General features: G+C 60.6%; 14 protein-coding genes, 1 tRNA gene and 3 pseudogenes. 4 read left to right on the top strand and 14 right to left on the bottom strand.

Translation table 11 applies throughout. The features are described from left to right. Positions 1-15: 15 nt before the first annotated feature. The 4 genes from DDD63_RS04800 to DDD63_RS04785 all read right to left on the bottom strand — a co-directional run bounded on the left by DDD63_RS04800 (position 16) and on the right by DDD63_RS04785 (position 4,414). Entirely contained in the window at positions 16-1,239 is a 1,224-nt protein-coding gene (locus tag DDD63_RS04800) for a CoA transferase (protein WP_108715412.1), read from the bottom strand. 154 nt (positions 1,240-1,393) lie between these two features. Next, positions 1,394-2,578, bottom strand: a complete 1,185-nt coding sequence (locus DDD63_RS04795) for an acyl-CoA dehydrogenase family protein (protein ID WP_108715411.1) — start codon at positions 2,576-2,578, stop codon at positions 1,394-1,396. A 316-nt stretch (positions 2,579-2,894) separates the two neighbouring features. Next, a complete protein-coding gene (locus DDD63_RS04790) occupies positions 2,895-4,157 on the bottom strand; it encodes an NAD(P)-binding protein (RefSeq protein WP_108715410.1) in 1,263 nt (420 codons plus the stop codon). 175 nt (positions 4,158-4,332) lie between these two features. Further along, positions 4,333-4,414: transfer RNA gene (locus tag DDD63_RS04785), tRNA-Leu, on the bottom strand. Positions 4,415-4,614: 200 nt separating this feature from the next. Here DDD63_RS04785 and DDD63_RS04780 point away from each other — a divergent pair. Continuing rightward, on the top strand, positions 4,615-5,145 hold the full coding sequence (locus tag DDD63_RS04780) for a DUF4916 domain-containing protein (RefSeq protein WP_108715409.1): 531 nt from the start codon (positions 4,615-4,617) through the stop codon (positions 5,143-5,145). On the opposite strand, the gene rdgB is transcribed toward DDD63_RS04780, so the two are convergent. The 6 genes and pseudogenes from rdgB to clpS all read right to left on the bottom strand — a co-directional run bounded on the left by rdgB (position 5,107) and on the right by clpS (position 9,219). Further along, complete coding sequence (gene rdgB, locus DDD63_RS04775; RefSeq protein WP_108715408.1) at positions 5,107-5,739, bottom strand: RdgB/HAM1 family non-canonical purine NTP pyrophosphatase; 633 nt, start codon at positions 5,737-5,739, stop codon at positions 5,107-5,109. The genes DDD63_RS04780 and rdgB overlap by 39 nt on opposite strands. Before the next feature lie 6 nt (positions 5,740-5,745). After that, positions 5,746-6,533, bottom strand: a pseudogene (gene rph, locus DDD63_RS04770) (ribonuclease PH). Positions 6,534-6,655: 122 nt separating this feature from the next. Then, complete coding sequence (locus tag DDD63_RS04765; RefSeq protein WP_108715407.1) at positions 6,656-7,453, bottom strand: MBL fold metallo-hydrolase; 798 nt, start codon at positions 7,451-7,453, stop codon at positions 6,656-6,658. Continuing rightward, positions 7,450-8,262 carry a glutamate racemase gene (gene murI / locus DDD63_RS04760; protein ID WP_108715406.1) on the bottom strand — a complete coding sequence of 271 codons (813 nt, stop codon included), beginning with the start codon at positions 8,260-8,262 and terminating at the stop codon, positions 7,450-7,452. Before murI ends, DDD63_RS04765 begins: the two co-directional genes overlap by 4 nt. An 11-nt stretch (positions 8,263-8,273) precedes the next feature. Further along, positions 8,274-8,951, bottom strand: a complete 678-nt coding sequence (locus DDD63_RS04755; protein ID WP_164505460.1) for a DUF2017 family protein — start codon at positions 8,949-8,951, stop codon at positions 8,274-8,276. A gap of 31 nt (positions 8,952-8,982) precedes the next feature. After that, complete coding sequence (clpS, locus tag DDD63_RS04750) at positions 8,983-9,219, bottom strand: ATP-dependent Clp protease adapter ClpS (protein ID WP_240611464.1); 237 nt, start codon at positions 9,217-9,219, stop codon at positions 8,983-8,985. Positions 9,220-9,420: 201 nt separating this feature from the next. Here clpS and DDD63_RS04745 point away from each other — a divergent pair, with 201 nt between their 5' ends. Beyond that, on the top strand, positions 9,421-10,779 hold the full coding sequence (locus DDD63_RS04745; RefSeq protein ID WP_108715404.1) for a nicotinate phosphoribosyltransferase: 1,359 nt from the start codon (positions 9,421-9,423) through the stop codon (positions 10,777-10,779). 66 nt (positions 10,780-10,845) lie between these two features. Here the strand turns inward: DDD63_RS04745 and DDD63_RS04740 are convergent. The 4 genes and pseudogenes from DDD63_RS04740 to DDD63_RS04725 form a co-directional block, all read right to left on the bottom strand. Continuing rightward, a pseudogene (locus DDD63_RS04740) lies at positions 10,846-12,680 on the bottom strand (DEAD/DEAH box helicase). Beyond that, positions 12,641-12,975, bottom strand: a pseudogene (locus DDD63_RS12800) (DUF3039 domain-containing protein). Before DDD63_RS12800 ends, DDD63_RS04740 begins: the two co-directional pseudogenes overlap by 40 nt. A 404-nt stretch (positions 12,976-13,379) precedes the next feature. Beyond that, on the bottom strand, positions 13,380-13,661 hold the full coding sequence (locus tag DDD63_RS04730; protein WP_108715402.1) for an HU family DNA-binding protein: 282 nt from the start codon (positions 13,659-13,661) through the stop codon (positions 13,380-13,382). A 366-nt stretch (positions 13,662-14,027) separates the two neighbouring features. Next, on the bottom strand, positions 14,028-14,678 hold the full coding sequence (locus DDD63_RS04725; protein ID WP_108715401.1) for a hypothetical protein: 651 nt from the start codon (positions 14,676-14,678) through the stop codon (positions 14,028-14,030). Positions 14,679-16,651: 1,973 nt separating this feature from the next. Here DDD63_RS04725 and DDD63_RS04715 point away from each other — a divergent pair. Together DDD63_RS04715 and DDD63_RS12225 are read left to right on the top strand one after the other, a co-directional pair. Beyond that, positions 16,652-17,152, top strand: a complete 501-nt coding sequence (locus tag DDD63_RS04715) for a hypothetical protein (RefSeq protein ID WP_108715400.1) — start codon at positions 16,652-16,654, stop codon at positions 17,150-17,152. A 41-nt stretch (positions 17,153-17,193) separates the two neighbouring features. Then, positions 17,194-17,349, top strand: a complete 156-nt coding sequence (locus tag DDD63_RS12225) for a hypothetical protein (RefSeq protein ID WP_164505459.1) — start codon at positions 17,194-17,196, stop codon at positions 17,347-17,349. Positions 17,350-17,396 lie beyond the last annotated feature (47 nt).

Raw genomic sequence — 17,396 nt, 5'->3', positions numbered from 1 at the left:
CCCACACCCGCTAGGTCAGTTGCGAGCGAATGTGCCCTGGGCGGCACCGGAAGCAAGAAGGCGGTCGATATCCTCTGGGGAATAGCCGAGCTCACCCAGAATTTCCACGGTATCGGAACCTTGGGCGCGAGTCAGTTTCAACTCCGGGTCACCTTGCGAGTCAAACCGCACCGGATTGGTGGGGATCATGCGCTCATTGCCCGAATCACAGCGCACCTTTCGCAGAACATCATTTGCCCAGCCCTGCTCGTCCTCGTAGATGTCGTTGGGTAGCTGGCATGCCTCCGCCGGCACATCGTTCTCCAGGAAGAGATCCAACCAGTAGGAGCGCGGCTTCTTGGCAATGGCCTCGTCGATGATATCGACAACCTCACCATTGAGCCCATTGGCGTTGATGTTGTCACAGATGTTGTACCGTTCGTTTCCGACGAGGTCCTCACGCCCAAGAAGGGTGACGACCTTATCCCAGTCACGGTCATACTCCGGTGCGCACAACGTGATGATCTTCCCATCGCCCGCGGTGTACGTGTTATTGAAGGGATTGATCACCTCGCGCCGATCCTTCGGGTATACGTTGCCATACTGGGCTGAGATCATGGCGGTGTTGATCATGAAGACGCCGGAGTGGAACAACGAGGTTGTCACGTAGTCACCTTCTCCGGTCCGCTCCCGTCCCACCAGCGCCGCAAGGATGCCGGCTGCTAGAACAAAGGAGACCTGGAAGTCACCGTACCCATTGGCTGGAATCATGGGATGATCACCACGATTCACCTGGGTTCCCAGCACGCCACCACGTGACATGCAGGCCGTCATATCGAAACCGGCGGCATCCTTGAGCGGCCCGTTCTTACCGAAGCCAAGTACCTGAGCCATCACGAGGCGGGGGAATTTCTGATGCAGCGTCTCGAAGTCGTAACCAAGCTTCTTCAAGGACTTGACACGCGTCGACGTCAGGAACACGTCGGCATCGGCCAAGAGCCGGTCCATGACTTCGTGCCCCTCCTCCTGCCGCAAATCGACTGTCATGAAGCGTTTGTTCATGTTTGACATGTCAAAGCCGAGGTTTTCGTCGTCGGTATATGGGGTGCCGAAAACCGCGCCCTGCGTGCGGCCCGGATCGCCCTTCGGTGCTTCGACCTTGATCACATCGGCGCCCCACTCGCCAAGGATGCGCGCCACCGTCGGCGCTGCGAGAAAGGCGGTCATATCCACTACTTTGATTCCCTGCAGCGGGTTCATAGAGTCCTCACAATTCGTATATTTGGGCCTTTTCTGGCGCTGCTAGCTCGTGACGCAACCGCCAGTGTGTGCGGGGTGGCCACACCTACGGAGCCACCTATGGAAGGCGCGGCGACTCGAAAAGCCGCCGCGCCCAGGGCGGAAATCCCGAGACTCAAGAATTCCAAAGATCGCCGCCGGAGGCGATCAGGCCGCGAGCGGCCGTCGTACGCTGAACGGTCGGCGGGCCTTCCTCCAGCCACATTGCGCGGCAATCACGGTAAAGCCGCTCAACCGGGCCGTACTCGCAATCCTCGAAGTACCCGATACCACCGAAGATCTCGAGCATATTGTCCGAGACGATCTTGACCATATCGATCGAAGCGAGCTTTGCCAGCGAAGCCTGCGTCATCGGATCTTCGCCGCGGTCATAACGCCCGGCAGCCTCATGCACCATCGAGCGGACCATGTACACCCACTTGCCAGACTCGGCGATATAGCTCTGAATGGCCTGGCGCTGTGCAAGCGGCTTTCCGAAGGTCACGCGATCCTTTGCCCGCTTGATCTGCAGCTCGAGCATGCGCTGCGCCATTCCGAGGTTGGAATCGGCGATGTGCAGGCGGGAAAGTCCGAGGGAGTACATGGCGACGTGTAGCCCCTCGCCGACCTCGCCCAGGCGGTACTTATCGGGGACGCGGCAGTCCTTGAAGTGCAGATAGCCGTGACCGGCACCGCGGCATCCCATCATATGCGGCATGTCAACGATCTCGTAGCCGGGGGTATCTGTCGGCACGAAGAATGCCGTAAGGCGGCGGTTCTTGTCCTCGGCGTCTGGATCGGTCAGCGTAATCAAGTACGTGCCGTCTGAGCAATCGGTGTGGGAGATGAGGGTCTTCTCACCGTTAATGACCCATTCATCGCCATCGCGCACCGCGATCGTCTTGATATCGGCACCCGAGCCCGCTTCCTGTTCCGTCAAGGCGAAGTTGACGAAGAGGGTCTTGTCAGCGAAGCGGGGCATCGCCCATTCCTTGAGCTCCGGCTGGGCAAAGTCGTCCATGATACGCCAGTTCAGACCGGCAGCATGGTGCAAATGCATGCGCATACCACCGGGGCCACGGGAGAACTCCTCCTGGACCTTCATGATCTGCGTCGTCGTGAAGCCCCAGCCACCGTACTGCTCGGGCATGTAGAAGCGATAGAGGTTGTGCTCCTTCGCGAGCTCATAGAACTCTTCGGGGAACTTGTTGGTTACCTCGATCTCTTTCTGCATCTCGTCGAAAGGACCCTCAGCAAGCTCACGGATCTCCATGAGGTACTGCTGAAACTCCTCCTCGTTCTTCGGCTTTTCAGTGATCATCCACATCTCCTTCGATGCTCTTGCACATCTATTGTGACGCCTGAGTTCACCCATTATCACTAATGAACTCACTCGGTAGTACAAAGTCTATGTAACCCGTGCCACAACTCCGGGGACCATGGTCCTACGAGCCAAGGCGTACCGGGTAAAACACCCGGCTCCCATGCCAATAACTCTAGTTCAGAAGCGTGGCTCACACCACGGGTTTCGCAATCCACGGCGTCGGAGCACTCGGCTGCGGACCCTGCCCCGACAGCAAAACACCGAGGGACCGTGGCGCTGCAAAGGTGGTTCTCTCGTCTCGCGCGTCACCCGATCAGCGCACCTCGGGAACCATTCGCATCGCACCCGCCGGGCACTCCTCCACGCACACTCCGCATCCCTTGCAGAAGTCGAGGTCAATCCGATAGTCGGTGTCAGCGCTCCACACTTTCTCAATCGCATTCTCCGGGCACACCCCATAGCAGGTGTCGCACCGCAAACAACTGCCACATGACAGGCAGCGGCACGCCTCTATCAAGGCCTCCTGCTCCGTCAGCCTCGGCATGACGCGATCCGGCACCACACCGATAAGATCTCTATTACGCACGATTGGCCGTGCGACACTGCGTACTGCCGGGTAATACCAGGGTTCCAGGTCCGCAAAGGGAACGACGCCGACGCCGGATCCGGGGGCCTCCCCGGTGCGTTCCGCCCCCAGTTGCGCAATCGTATCCTGCCAGCCGTCAAGCTGAGAGAAATGCCGAATAACGGCACGCGCGGTGAGCATACCGCGCCCGATTGCTGCGGTAACGGTACGGGTCTTACGCCGTTCGGTGTGCGCCGGTTGATTCCATAACACCTTCTCCGGGACGACAGCCACGCATTTCCCGCCGCCACCGGCGAAGATCACCGCGTCATACTTGGGCACTTCTTCATCAATGCGTCGCACACCCGCTTTGGTGTGCATCTCGATGCCCGTGCCTTCCAGCGCCGCGATTTCGGCGGCCAGCACTTCATGATCCAACCTATTGGGCGGGATGCCATAGCGCATCATCCCGCCCAACACACGCTGCGCTTCGCGGATCTCGATGCGGAATCCGCGGCGTCGCAATTGATATCCGGCAGAAAGGCCGAGTGGCCCGGACCCGATAACAAGAATGCGCCGATCAAGCTCGTACCGTGGTGTTGGCGGGTTCCACCCGCGGTCCAGGGCATAGTCACCCACGAACTGCTCGAGGGAAGCGATACCGACCTCGCCGTCGAGACGGTCACGGTAGCACGCCGTTTGACACGGGTGGTAACAAACCCGTCCAACGACGGCGGGCAAGGGATTCACCTCCAGAATGGCAGACCAAGCCTGGAACACCTTCTCATCCGTGATTCCCTCCTGGATCGGCCGCATCCACTCACGCGGCAGTTCTCGGGCGGGGCAGGCTGCGTTGCAGGGAGCACCGCTGGTCAGGTAGATGGGCCGCTCTGTGCGCCAGCCACCCGTGTGGTAGTTCAAACTGGATCCGGCAGGCAGGTTGACACCGAATGGCATCAACCGCCGATTCTTCCCATCTGTCACCTGACCACCATCCACGCCCGCCCCCATTGCAGGACCTCAATAACCAAGAAATCCGCGCAGCCCGGCAACATCGGCAGCCGGAGAACGCCCCATCGGTTGCGCTCTGATCGCTTGCATCGGCCTGGGAGGATTAACCCGTTGTTACAAAGCTCATTCTACGCGCTGCGGCAGGTACAGGAATACGGCATCGCAGCAATGCTAGTGCGCGAGATGGGACTCGAACCCATACACCCGAAGGCACCAGAACCTAAATCTGACGCGTCTGCCAATTCCGCCACTCGCGCTGGCTCGGACATTCTACCCGCTTCATCGTCGGCTTTCCTAAACGCTGCCCCGTGATATGTGTAATTCTCTGCCACGAGCGCAGCCGCTGAGCTTTGCACAGGCAGCATGTTCCGCGAGCATGCCCTCCGAGGCGTTCACTCGCGAAGAAATGCGACCCACTCGGCACCACGCCCGCCTCATGTGCTGGCACACTAGTGGCATGAGCGAGATCGATTCGGCAGATATGGGACCGTGGCTGCCCCCGGAAGACTTAGAATTCGTCCGGCGTAAGGTTCCGATGGTGTATGTCGACATCGTTCCGGTACGGCTCGACGACCTCGGCCGTTTGGAAGCAGTCGGAATGATCCTGTGCGTCAATGCCGATTCAATCATGCGGACATTCCCATCCGGGCGCGTGCTCTATCACGAAAGTGTTCGCGATGCTCTGGCACGGCACATCGAGAAGGACCTGGGGCCGATGGCCCTTCCGCAGCTTCCGCCGTCTATCACACCGTTTACCATCGGAGAGTACTTCCCCACTCCCGGTGCAGGCTGGTTCGACAAACGACAGCATGCCGTTTCGCTTGCCTACATAATTCCAATGCACGGCGATTGCAACCCCGGAACCGACTCCCTCGAATTCACCTGGTTCACTCCCGGAGAGACCCGCACCCCAGAGTTGCAGAATGAGCTCACCGAAGCTCATGCAGCGCTATTGCGCCAAGCGTTGGGATATCTCGGCGCCCAATAGCGGTGCGAGTTCGCGGAACGCCTTGCCACGGTGCGATATCGCATCCTTCTGCTCAGCGCTGAGCTCCGCGTTGGAACACGTCATGCCAGTGGGTTGAAAAATCGGATCGTAGCCGAACCCGTTGTCGCCACGGGGCGCGTATAGCAATGTCCCGGTCATTTTCGCCTCACATACGACTTCGCGTCCCTCGGGTGTAACCATCACAGCCGCACAGTGAAAGCGTGCACCGCGATGCTGTTCTTGCACCCCTGCCAACTGGTCGAGGAGCAGTTGTAGATTCGCTTGGTCATCGCCATGCCGTCCACTCCACCGCGCAGAGAATACACCGGGGGCGCCGCCGAGAACATCGACACAAAGACCGGAATCATCGGCAACGGCAAGGAACCCGGTGTTCCGAACGATCTGGCGGGCTTTGATCAAAGCATTGCCCGCGAATGTAACCTCATCCTCCACCGGGTCGGGCAAGTCGAACGACGACGCCCCGACAATGCGCTGCGGGTCCACACCGGGCAACAGGGGTGCAAGTATGGCTCGTAATTCACCGACTTTATGCTCATTGCGAGTCGCGAGCACCAGCACCGGCGTATCCGTCATCTCCTGTCACCTCGCCGTGCTGCCATCACCGATGATGCGTGGATCGATAGGATCGTCGTCGAACAGCGCCTCACGCTGCTGCTGTGCCAGGGCACTATTTCCACGCTCCGCCAAATCCAAAAGAGCGTCCAACTCCTCGCGAGAGAACGGATTGTGCTCGGCGGTTCCCTGTACCTCGACAAGCTTTCCCGATCCCATGGCCACAACGTTCATATCGGTATCTGCACGGGAATCCTCTTCGTAGGGAAGATCAAGCACCGGATGCCCGTCCACGATTCCTACCGAAATCGCCGACACAGTATCGGCCAGCACCGGTCGGTTCACACGCGGCTTAACGATTCCCCTGCCCACGGCCCAATTCAAGGCATCTGCGAGGGCAACGAATCCACCGGTCACCGCAGCCGTTCGTGTGCCTCCATCGGCCTGCAGGACATCGCAATCAATCGTTACTGTATTCTCCCCAGCGCCGTCATATCGACTGCGGCACGCAGTGAACGACCGACGAGGCGAGAGATCTCCTGGGTACGGCCCCCCACCTTTCCTCGTATCGACTCTCGCTGGGAACGCTCACTCGTAGCCCGGGGCAGCATCGCGTATTCACTCGTCACCCAGCCTAGCCCGGAATCGCGCCGCCAGCGCGGCACACCTTCCGAAAAAGAAGCGACACATAAGACGGTAGTACGCCCGAAAGAGATCAAGACACTGCCTTCACCCTGGTCAAGCCACCTGCGGTGAATGGTAACGGGACGAAGTTCATCGACTGCGCGTTCGTCCGCGCGCGACCAAGTGCTCATATGCCGAGCCTACCAGCGCTGGGCATAGGATCCCCGTCCGTCCACACCCCGCGCCGCCCCACAACCTGTAGACATCGCCAGATTCCACTCGACCGCGCTAACCGTGCAGCGGTAGAGCCGCCTCACAAGCGGTAGACATCACCGGGCTCCACGCAACGCACGGGTCCGCCATACACGTCCTCGGCTGCCCGCCGTACCTTCTCCGGGCTTGTCCAAGGCTGCAGGTGCGTCAGCAAGAGCCGACCAGCCTGTGCCTGCGCCGCAAGACGCCCTGCACGTTCACCTGTCATGTGTACGCCTCGCACGGAGTCTCGGCCATCCTCAAAAGCGGACTCCGCCAGCAACAGATCGACCCCGCGAGCCATCTCGACCTCCGACTCGCAATAGTCGGTGTCTCCCGTGAATCCGAATACGACCTCACGGCCCGGTTCATGGTCGGATGGACCGGTAATACGCAGGCCGAGGGCGGGAACCGTGTGCCAGGCTTCGAATGCCTCCACCACCATTGGTCCCACCTCAACTCGCATCCCCGGGCGCAGCTCGGTGAAAGAGAATTCCCCCGCGTATGTCTCCTCGATGGGATCACCGCCAATCTGGCGGGTGCGAGACAGGCCGTCACCGGGGCAGTACACGTCGAGGCGTGGCAGCGGTCCGGCGGGTAGCCACCGCCTGTACACCTGCATGCCGACGATATCGGCGCAGTGATCCGTGTGTAGATGCGAGAGGAACATTGCGTTCAGCTCTGCGGGATCGGCATAGTTCAACAACTGTCCCATCGCTCCGGGACCGAAATCCATCACAAAGGAGTAGGTGCGCAATTCGCCGTCGTCATTGTGACCATCCGCCTGGACGAGATACGAGGAAGCGGCCGACTGCCTTCCTGACATCGACCCGGAACAGCCAATTACTGTAAGCCTCACCGTGGCATCTCCTTCGTGGAATGAACGAACCCAACCTCGGGCCCCAAGAAACGACGCGCCAAATGGCCAAAGGACTCCGGATCCCCCGTGGCGTAGAAGTTACGGCGCGGACCATCCCCATTGGCGAGGATTGCGCGTTGAGTAAGTTCGCGATAAACGTCGCGCGCGGTCTCGTCGGAAGAGGACACGAGGGTGACGTCCTCCCCCATCGTGTATCCAATCGCCCCGGCGAGCAGCGGGTAATGCGTGCAACCCAGTACCAGCGTATCGATATCGGCACGCCGCATGGGTGCCAGATACTCTTCCGCAACCTCCTGCACCTCAGGGCCCGCCGTAATCCCCGCTTCCGCCAATTCAACAAAACGTGGGCACGCCTGCGTCACCAGTGTCAGGTCTGGTGCTGCCGCGAAGGCGTCCTGGTAGGCCCCCGATTCGATTGTCGCCCGGGTACCGATGACCCCCACCTTGCCCGAACTCGTCGCGCGTACCGCCCGCCGCACTGCGGGATGGATCACCTCAATCACCGGAATATCCAGCCGCGCTTCGTAGCGTTCCCGCGCATCGTGTAATGCCGCCGCCGACGCCGAATTACAGGCAATAACAAGCATCTTGACACCGGAGTCAACCAGTTGGTCCATCACCTCAATGGCGTACCGGCGAATATCGGCGATAGGGCGTGGACCGTACGGCGAATGGACAGTGTCGCCTATGTAAGTGATCGATTCCCAGGGCAGTTGATCAATGATGGCACGAGCTACCGTAAGCCCGCCTGCCCCTGAGTCGAAGATGCCGATCGGCCGTTGATCCATACCTCAAGACTTTAGCCGCGCATCCCTTTAATCCGGACAGCCTGCAGGAGTGACTCCTGCCACCAGGTCAACGTTGCATACACAACGGCCAACATGTCATCCGTCGTTTCCACGCTGCGTTGCGCCTCGCGGGCATCGGTGCCGGTCAACTCGAAAGCGTCACGATACACCCTCTCTGCAGCGTCATCATCAAGGATTTCAAGCCTCGCCGCCAGTGTGAGCCGCAGGTCATTCAGCGCTGCCAGCCATGCTCCGACATCGTCGTCGGGAACCCAGATCTGGTCATTTGTTGCCTCCAGTGCTGCGCAAAACGTGGCGAGATTCTCAGCCTTGGCGGCACGCACGGAGTCCTGCGTCATGTTGCGCAACTCACTCGCGAGTTCCGGGTTTTCTGACATGTCTGGAAGCAGACGCAGCAATGCCTCGTCCATGGGAAGCGGCCGCATGCGTGTCTCCTCACCCCGTGCGACATCCTCGGCACGCTCGTTCAGTTCCGCCAGTTCGAGCTCATAGTCAGCCAGAGAATCCTGCGAATCACCGTCCGAGACCTCGTCACGCTGCGCCAGAACATCGGCCACAGAGTAGCCGAGCAGCAGCGCCACATCCGAGGCGAGCGAGGCCAACAGGTGCCGTTCGGTGGCATCGGCGCGTGCCGCATATCCGAGATGAACTGCCGAGAATGCCCACACTATTGTTCGCCTCCGCCTATTACTCGCCGCTTCACTGTTCTTCCTCGATGGTCGCCCACAACCCGTATGTGTGCATGGCCTGGGCATCGAGTTCCATTTGTTCGCGCTGCCCTCGAGAGACGGTTGCCCGTCCCTGCGTATGAACCCGCATCATGACACGATTGGCAGTGCGCGCATCCATGCCGAAGTACTGGCTGAATACCCATTCCACGTAACTCATGAGATTGATTGGGTCATCGTGGACAACAGTACGCCAGCGACCGCGCAGCGATTCTCCTTGCCGCTCGGTCTGCCCAGTCTCTTCTGCCTGGTGTACCGGTTCAGCCCGATCCGCAAGCGCCGCAGCGGCGTTCGGGAACAGTATGTTGCTCACACCGCCAGTCTACTCGTACGGTTACCCGCCGAGAATCGGCGGATAACCGCTTCTTGGAAGGCTCCGGCGTGCCCTCTTGCTAGTAAAGTGTCATGTATGACGACGCAAAACGTGAGCACCGCGCTGCTTACAGACATGTATGAACTCACGATGGTGGACTCGGCTATCGCCTCCGGTACAGCCGATCGTGCCAGCGTCTTCGAGGTCTTCGCACGCCGCCTACCCGGCCAACGCCGCTACGGCATCGTCGCCGGAACCGGCCGCGTTCTCGAAGCAATACGCGACTTTCATTTCTCCGCCGCAGAGCTCGACTACCTCGCTTCGACTGGTATTGTCTCCGAACGCACTCTTGCGTGGCTGGCCGACTACCGTTTCACCGGAGATGTCTACGGTTACCCCGAAGGTGAATGCTACTTTCCCTATTCGCCGATTTTGACGGTGACGGGGACCTTTGCCGAAGCATGTCTGCTCGAAACCGTCATCCTGTCCATTCTCAATCATGACTCGGCAGTTGCCACAGCAGCATCCCGTATGACAACTGCCGCGCACGGACGCCCATGCTTAGAGTTCGGCGCACGTCGTACTCACGAGACCGCCGCCATCCACGCCGCGCGTGCGGCCGTAATCGCCGGATTCGTTGGCACTTCTGACCTGGAGGCAGGGCGACGTTACGGCCTGGAGGTGGCGGGAACCGCCGCGCATTCCTTCACGCTTGTCCATGACTCGGAGGAGGACGCCTTCGCAGCACAAATCGCCACCATGGGCACCGACACGACACTTCTGGTGGATACCTACGATATTCCCACCGGAGTGGAGCGCGCCGTCGCCGCCGCACGCGCCGCAGGTGGTGAACTCGGCGCGATCCGAATCGACTCTGGAGATCTGGTTGCGCAAGCCTTCACCGTGCGTAAGCAGCTCGACGATCTCGGCGCGACGACGACGAAGATCACGGTCACCTCGGATCTGGATGAATACTCCCTCGCCGCGCTCAATGCCGCCCCGGTGGACTCCTATGGTGTGGGGACCAAACTCGTAACCGGGTCGGGGCATCCGACTGCCGAGATGGTGTACAAGCTCGTCGCCCGCGAAGACTCCGAGGGAAAGATGAGCGAAGTGGCAAAATCCTCCGAGAACAAGGCCAGCATCGGCGGCCTTAAGGTCGCCGGCCGCGTTCTGGATGCCAAGGGGCACGCGGCACAGGAGCTTATCCTCTCCGTGGAGGGGTGGCAGGAAGGACTCGCCTACCTACAGCGCGCCGGTGCGCGTCCACTCCAAAAACGCCTGATCAGCGGTGGCGTGATCGACGAGGCCTACCTGGCTGCGCGGGCCATCCCCGATGCCGTCGCCCGGCACACCGCCTCCCGCGCCGAGTTGCCCTACGACGGTTGGCGGCTTTCCCCCGGTGAGCCTGCCGTGCCCAGTAAAATGGTCGATATTTTCAACGGACTCGATTAGGCAAAGGTCGGACGCGGCGGCGGTGTGCACTCCGTTCGTCACAATCACCGCATTAGTGTATCTGCGCTACTTCCGGCCCACGAACCAGCGACGCAGCTGCTCAATACGCGCCTCAATCTGCTCGGCGGAGGCCCGCGCCACTTCGGGGCCGCCGCAGCGCTGCCGCAACTCGGCGTGTATGCGGGCGTGCGGCCTTCCGGTACGCCGCGCCCAGGTAGCGACCAAAGCCTTGAGTTCTTTGCGCGCCTCGCGACGTCGCTGCAGTTCATCACGCGGCACCGCGACTTTCGATTCCTGTTTCTTCTGCCGTTTTGATTGCTCCGCCTGATGCTGCCGCAACAGAGTCGTCACCTGCTCCGGCTCCAGCAAACCGGGAATCCCCAGAAAGTCAGCCTCCTCGTCCGAACCAACCTCCGCTCCCAGGCCGAACTCACCACCATCGAATAGCGCACGGTCGAAGGAGGCCTCGGATTCCAGCGCCTCGAAGCCAGGCAGCGCCAGTTCCTCACTAGCGCGTTCTTCTCGATTGGCCTGGGCTAGGAGTTCGTCATCCCACATACCGGACCCCTCTGGCATCTTGTGGCCGAGGGCGTGGTCACGCTCTTTCTCGAGTTGGCCTGCTAACTCCAGCAATTGCAGAACGGATGGAAGGAAGACGGTAGCGGTCTCGCCGCGCCGTCGTGCCCGCACAAAACGACCAACCGCCTGTGCAAAGAACAGCGGCGTCGCCGTCGAGGTGGCATACACGCCCACGGCCAGGCGCGGCACATCAACGCCCTCTGAAACCATTCGCACGGCCACCATCCACCGCTCGGTGCTCTCGGAAAACTCTTCAATACGCCGCGAGGCACCCGAATCGTCGGACAGCACAACTGCTGGTTGGGCACCGGTTATGGCCGCCAGCTGCGCGGCATAGGCGCGCGCCGCCTTGTGGTCCGAAGCGATGACCAGACCGCCGACATCGGGGATCGTGCGCCGAATAGCGGTCAACCGCTCATCGGCGGCAGCCAGAACGGCGGGAATCCACTCACCATCGGGGTTGAGCGCGGTCCTCCATGCCTGGGCCGTCATGTCTTTTGTCAGTGGTTCTCCCAAGGTTGCCTCGACGACGTCGCCCTGCCGGGTCTGCCACCGCATATGCCCGGAGTAGCTCAGAAACATCACCGGGCGCACGACGCCGTCGCGCAAAGCCTCCGTATAACCGTAGGTGTAGTCAGCGTGAGACCTGGGTACGCCGTCGTTTCCGGGCACGTAGTTAACAAAGGGAATCGGCGCGGTGTCGGATCGGAAGGGCGTCCCGGTCAGCGCGAGCCGCCGCTGGGCGGAGGCAAAGGCCGTTCGTATGCCGTCTCCCCAACTCAGAGCATCCCCGCCGTGGTGGATCTCATCGAGAATCACCAGAGTTGGCCGACGGCGAGTACGAGAGCGATGCAGCTCAGGATTGGCGGCTACTTGGGCGTAGGTGACACACACGCCATCGAAGAAGTCACCTTCCTCGCGCTGCGCGTTAGTGAAGTCTGGGTCGAGGTGGAGCCCCACTCGGGCGGCGGCTTGTGCCCACTGGGTCTTCAGATGCTCAGTTGGGCATACGACGGTGACCTTCCGCACCGTCCCGCGTGCCAACTGCTCGGTTGCCACCCGCAGCGCGAAAGTCGTCTTCCCCGCCCCGGGGTTGCGACGGCGAGGAAGTCCTCCGGATCTTCGGTGAGGTAGCGCGACAATGCTTCCGCCTGCCAAGCACGCAGCGACGCCGCTGTTCCCCAGGCCGCCCGCTGCGGGAACGACGGGGAAAGGCTTTCAGCGGCAAATACTGACGCGGAGCGGGGCTGCAGACGAGAAGAAGGGCGCGTGGCGCCCGCGGTCACGAATCGCTTCCTGGAACGTTGGGGCCGAAAGGCCATTCTCCCTTCCCGCCACCGATCTGCTCGAAAATAGCCTTGCAGGTGGGACACACGGGGAAGCGGTCAGGGTTACGGGTGGGCGTCCAGATCTTGCCGCACAATGCCACCACAGGCTGCCCGAGGACTGCCGACTCGGTGATGCGCTCCTTACGCACATAGTGAGCGTAGCGTTCCTCATCTCCCGGGGAGCGTTGCTCCTCGGTCCGTTCGAGGACATCGAGACCAGCCGACGACTCGGTTTCGGGACCCCGGGAGCGCCGGGAGCGCTCGGAGGCTCAGGAGATGAAGTGCTCATAGCTCTAGTGTAAAAGACGGCACCAACATCGCACAGGGGTGTGGCGGGGCGTGGCGGCGGGGTGCAGCGGGGCTCTACAGGCGCAGGACCGCCGCGGTGGAGCCGATTTATCACGTCGAGCGCCGCGGCCTTCCGCAAAGCTGTGGCAAACAACTCGATCATCGCAGGTGGTCGCAGACGTTGCTCTCTTCCCGTCGCGTTCAACTCTTCGGGGTGCGAGCCGCCCAACCCGCGCACCGGTACGTCGCCTAAATCGCCAGGCCATATGTTCTCCCTAAGCCGTCAGGCAATCAGGTCGGCTCAATCATCAGGCAAGAAGGCCGCCCAAAACAGTCAGGCAATAAGAAGGGGCCCGGCGCGATGACGCCGGACCCCTCTTTTCGCTAAGTCTTAGCCAAACTGCCTTACTTGGCGACAGCCTTCTTCAGGGCCGAGCCGGCGGTGAGCTTGACACCGTAGCCAGCCGGGATCTGAATCTCTTCGCCGGTGCGCGGGTTGCGGCCCTTGCGGGCTGCACGCTCCGTACGCTCGACGGCGAGCAGACCCGTGATCTTCACGGCATCGCCGTTGGAAAGGGACTCGACCAGAACATCCTGCAGAGCGCCAAGGGCCTTGTCGGCATCCGACTTGGTCAGACCGGACTTCTCTGCGATCTTGGCAATAAGTTCAGTGCGATTGAGGGACATTCACATACCTCTCGTTTGTCTCGGAAAACGGGCCCAGGTTTGAGGGCCGCTACGGATGAATGTATCGGAAATCCGCCAAAAAGTCGCATTCCGCGCCGCGTGGCGTATCACGCAACTCAAATAAGAGTGGCTGGAATACTGCGCGAAACCGTGCGGGTCGCTACTCAAAGCGCCGCCGAAGACAGCCACTTTTCCCTGCTATTACGCGGATCTTATGGAAGTCCCGGAATGTGGACCACAGCGGAAACGCCTTCAAGGACCCTCATCAGCCCTCTCGCGCACTTTTGCTATTGGCGCATATCACATATGCGTGTTGGCGGCGCGCGTGACCGGTTGTCGCACTCATCGCTGAGGTGGTCCTAGTGTCTAAGCGGCTCCAAATCCGATCGCCAAGAAGGACTCAGGGCTCTCCAGTGCAGCGGTCAATTCATCCGCCTGCCACAGCCCAACCACCTTTGCCACCGATCTGGCTTGGCAGTTCATCGATCGCTTCGGATTGAACTCGATATCGGTAAAGGCGCTGTACTCTGTGACCTGCTTAAGAAGCTCCTCATCTCCACAGAGCGCTGACGCATAGAGCCAGTCGTAGAAATAGGTCCTCGGTTCAAGTGGAAAACGCCTCCCGAAGAACTCGAAACCGATCAGGCGTCCGCTTTGTTGCAACCTCTGATCCCGTTTCGCTTGCCTGCTGGAGGCTTGCGTCAGGTCCGCGTAAGGACCGCCATTCTCAAACTTCTTCGCAGCTTGAAAGGCTGCTTCAACCGAGCATTGCGCATCGTCGATGGCATGGATCATGAGATTGAAGGCGCTCAGTTGGATGCCGAGGCCCACGGTGCTCTTAGAAGAAACCTCAAGAACCTTCCTGCCCGGCCAGTCGGCGAGAAACGAGCCATGGAGACTGGCGATTGAACGTTGTTTTTGTTGCACCGAAAAGCCCGGGTGATACTCGAATTCGACTGCACGCTCCACAACGAAGGGAACATCGTCCGTAGGTATGAAAACCGGTCGACGAGCCATCTGGGTCCTTTGTTCGTTTGCGTTATGCCTTCCAGCGTTCGGAGGCTCCACACACTTTCTCTTCGAACTCAGCATATGCCAAGCCCCAAGATCCTTGCGCTGCCCTGCGTTGGCGGTGACGGAGCTACGGGCAGTCTAACTACCCGAGCTCGCCTCCCGCTGCCACCCACCCTGTGGCTGAAGAACTCGCTCCCGCCTCTGTAATCCACTCCTCTTCGTAGAGAAGCTGCTTATCGCCCGCGGTCCAGCCTGGGATTGTTTCGGTCCACTCCTTCTGGAGGCTTCCTGGTGCTCTTTGACCTGACCTACGTCGATGGTTCACCACAAATTCCCACCACGATCCACGGCTTTTGCGGGCAGTTCTAGATGAGGCACCGAGCCGCTTTCACGGGCATCTGTAATGAGTCTCGTCGAACTGCGGAGTGTCTCATGTCCAATTGCCTGCGAAGTGGTTTCGGTGCCTGAGATGAGAATGTCCGCGAGGCTGGGAGGGTCTAGGAGGCGGTTTTCGTGGTGTGGATGTTCTTGTGGAGGTCGGGCAGGATGCTGGGGAACTGGGCTGGGCAGGTGCTGGTTGGTCTTGTCTTTGGCCAGGGCGATGAGCACGTCCTGGAGGCCGTGCGGTGCGGCGGGTGATGGCGGCGGGGCCCGGCTGGCTGCGGTAGGTGATCAGTTCTTGTTTCTGTTTGTCGGTCAATACGTCGGTGCCGGGCAGCCGGTCGGGTGGGGTACGAGGAGTGTCGTACAGGCGTTTGCGTTTGCCTTCCTTGTTGGTTCCCCATCCGATGGGCTTCTTGATGGGAGTCAGGAAGTTGGTCTGCGCGTCCACCAGCACCCACAACCGGCTTGAGCACCTCCCGCTCGGCATCGGTGCCGGTAGTGGTAGTAGAACGCGTAGCGGTGTTACCTGGTGATTGTTCTTGGACACGGGTCGTGGCTTGATCGTTCTTCCTGTACTGCCGACCCCGGGGCGGGAGTAGATGTCCAGGTTTGTCGCCCACGTGACCACCCCGTGGCCGGTGAACTCGCTGCCGTTATTCGCTCGTCCATGCCCGTGATGGGGAAGCGGAGTGTCGTCCACGACCTGGTCCAGGGCTGCCCTGATGTGCTTCTGGGCGCCGCCTGCGGATGGGTCGGGTGAAGGCCCAGCCGGTGAACACGGTTGGTCATGTTCCCGGTGCGGGCGAACTCGCCTTTGAGTACCGGGCCACAGTGAGCGACGGTAACGGGCCTTGAAGAACCCCGCGAACTGCACGGGCCTCGTCGCCAGCCTTGCGGATCCTGACGGGTGTTGCGCAGTAGCGGGCCAGCCATTGGTGGCGCTCTTGCCGCGCAGTTGGTCCTTGGCCCTGACCGGGGCGAGATAACGATCGATTCTCGCCGCGCTCATCGACACCCGGCTCACGGCCCACTTGGTAGCTTGTTGTGGTCAGTGCCGCCCACGAGCTCGCCCGCGGCCTCCAACAGGTCCAGCAGCGGCATGGATACGCATCGGTATGTGCCGCAACTGTTTGCCGCTGGCCGCCCACACTCGTTGTAACACCATTAAGGCCTCATTAGGAGTACGTGCGCGCCCTGGTCCTAGGCTTGGACCTGCCAGCTCCCGCAGGGCGCTTGGCTACCGCTCTCAGGCGCCGCCTGGCACCCTCCCGACACCCGACCGGTCACCGCGCACACCTCGCCGGGCATCCTCCCCTTATCTCCTTTGGACGCCCTTGGCATAGGCCTTGGCGTACTTCCTAGTGATCTCTGCCCTGGCCTGCATTGACAACCCACCACCGCATGCCCACCACGATCCGCGACTTTCGCGGGCAGTTCCAAATGAGGCAGCGAACCACTTTCACGGGCATCTGTAATGAGTCTCGTCGAACTGTTGACGTAGCGTCCTATATCAGTTAGCGTGAAAATCACAGAGGCAAACCCCGGGCAGGGTTTGCCTCTGTTTGCTTCTAAACGAAGGTGAGGATCTACAAATGAAAAAAAGTCGGCGGCTGAGAACGTTTCTTCTCGCCTTCGGACTAGTACTGGGAATGAGCGGCGTCAACGTTGCACAAGCAGACACGGGGTCGTCCGAGGATGACAGCGGTATCATCGTCTCCGATGATTCACTCATCAACGACGCCGAGGACCCTGTGGTCCTCTCGCTGCCAATACCCCCACCACCCGGGTTATCTGGAAACAGGCAAGACTTCCATATCGGTTTCGGTACCCACATATACGTGTACCTGACTCAGAGCGACTGGAGTGACTTCAATGGGTTACACGCCACGGCCGCTGCCGGGCTTTTCTGCGGTAAAATCGGCGGGACGATAGCCGGCGTTGCCTGTGGCCTTGTCGGCACAAGTTTAGGAATACTGATTTCGCGGAACACAGGGCCAAAAGCCGGTCAATGTGCAGAAGTGGCGTACGGCTACCCGCCGCTATTCCCGGTGCGATACAAGGTGATAAACAAGCCTTGTAGTAAGTTGCGCTGACCATGACTCGGAAGACCTTCCTTAGGAGATTCGCACGAGGAGTGATCACATCCGCAATCGTGCTCCTCGTGTTCTCCATCGCCTCGAAGGACGGCCCCCACTTCTACCGCGCCAGCGCCATTGCGGCCGTCTCGGGAGTGATCTGCCTTCTGATCTCGCTGCGGCTTTCCGACGACGCCGCCGACGGCGAGCGGTGATGGCGGACTGTGGCCGGACACGGCTGCGTAGCCTCACAACGCCCGCT

Source organism: Actinobaculum sp. 313 (assembly GCF_003073475.1).
Taxonomy (GTDB): domain Bacteria; phylum Actinomycetota; class Actinomycetes; order Actinomycetales; family Actinomycetaceae; genus Asp313.
This window is presented reverse-complemented; position numbering and strand designations above follow the sequence as displayed.

Bases quoted from the DNA above. Each gene is read 5' to 3' on its own strand.
- DDD63_RS04780 (WP_108715409.1), top strand. From the start codon at position 4,615: ATGAGCGAGATCGATTCGGCAGATATGGGACCGTGGCTGCCCCCGGAA.
- DDD63_RS04790 (WP_108715410.1), bottom strand. From the start codon at position 4,157: ATGGGGGCGGGCGTGGATGGTGGTCAGGTGACAGATGGGAAGAATCGG.
- rdgB (WP_108715408.1), bottom strand. From the start codon at position 5,739: ATGACGGATACGCCGGTGCTGGTGCTCGCGACTCGCAATGAGCATAAA.
- murI (WP_108715406.1), bottom strand. From the start codon at position 8,262: ATGGATCAACGGCCGATCGGCATCTTCGACTCAGGGGCAGGCGGGCTT.
- DDD63_RS04795 (WP_108715411.1), bottom strand. From the start codon at position 2,578: ATGATCACTGAAAAGCCGAAGAACGAGGAGGAGTTTCAGCAGTACCTC.
- DDD63_RS04800 (WP_108715412.1), bottom strand. From the start codon at position 1,239: ATGAACCCGCTGCAGGGAATCAAAGTAGTGGATATGACCGCCTTTCTC.
- DDD63_RS04725 (WP_108715401.1), bottom strand. From the start codon at position 14,678: ATGGCTCGTCGACCGGTTTTCATACCTACGGACGATGTTCCCTTCGTT.
- DDD63_RS04715 (WP_108715400.1), top strand. From the start codon at position 16,652: ATGAAAAAAAGTCGGCGGCTGAGAACGTTTCTTCTCGCCTTCGGACTA.
- DDD63_RS04730 (WP_108715402.1), bottom strand. From the start codon at position 13,661: ATGTCCCTCAATCGCACTGAACTTATTGCCAAGATCGCAGAGAAGTCC.
- DDD63_RS04745 (WP_108715404.1), top strand. From the start codon at position 9,421: ATGACGACGCAAAACGTGAGCACCGCGCTGCTTACAGACATGTATGAA.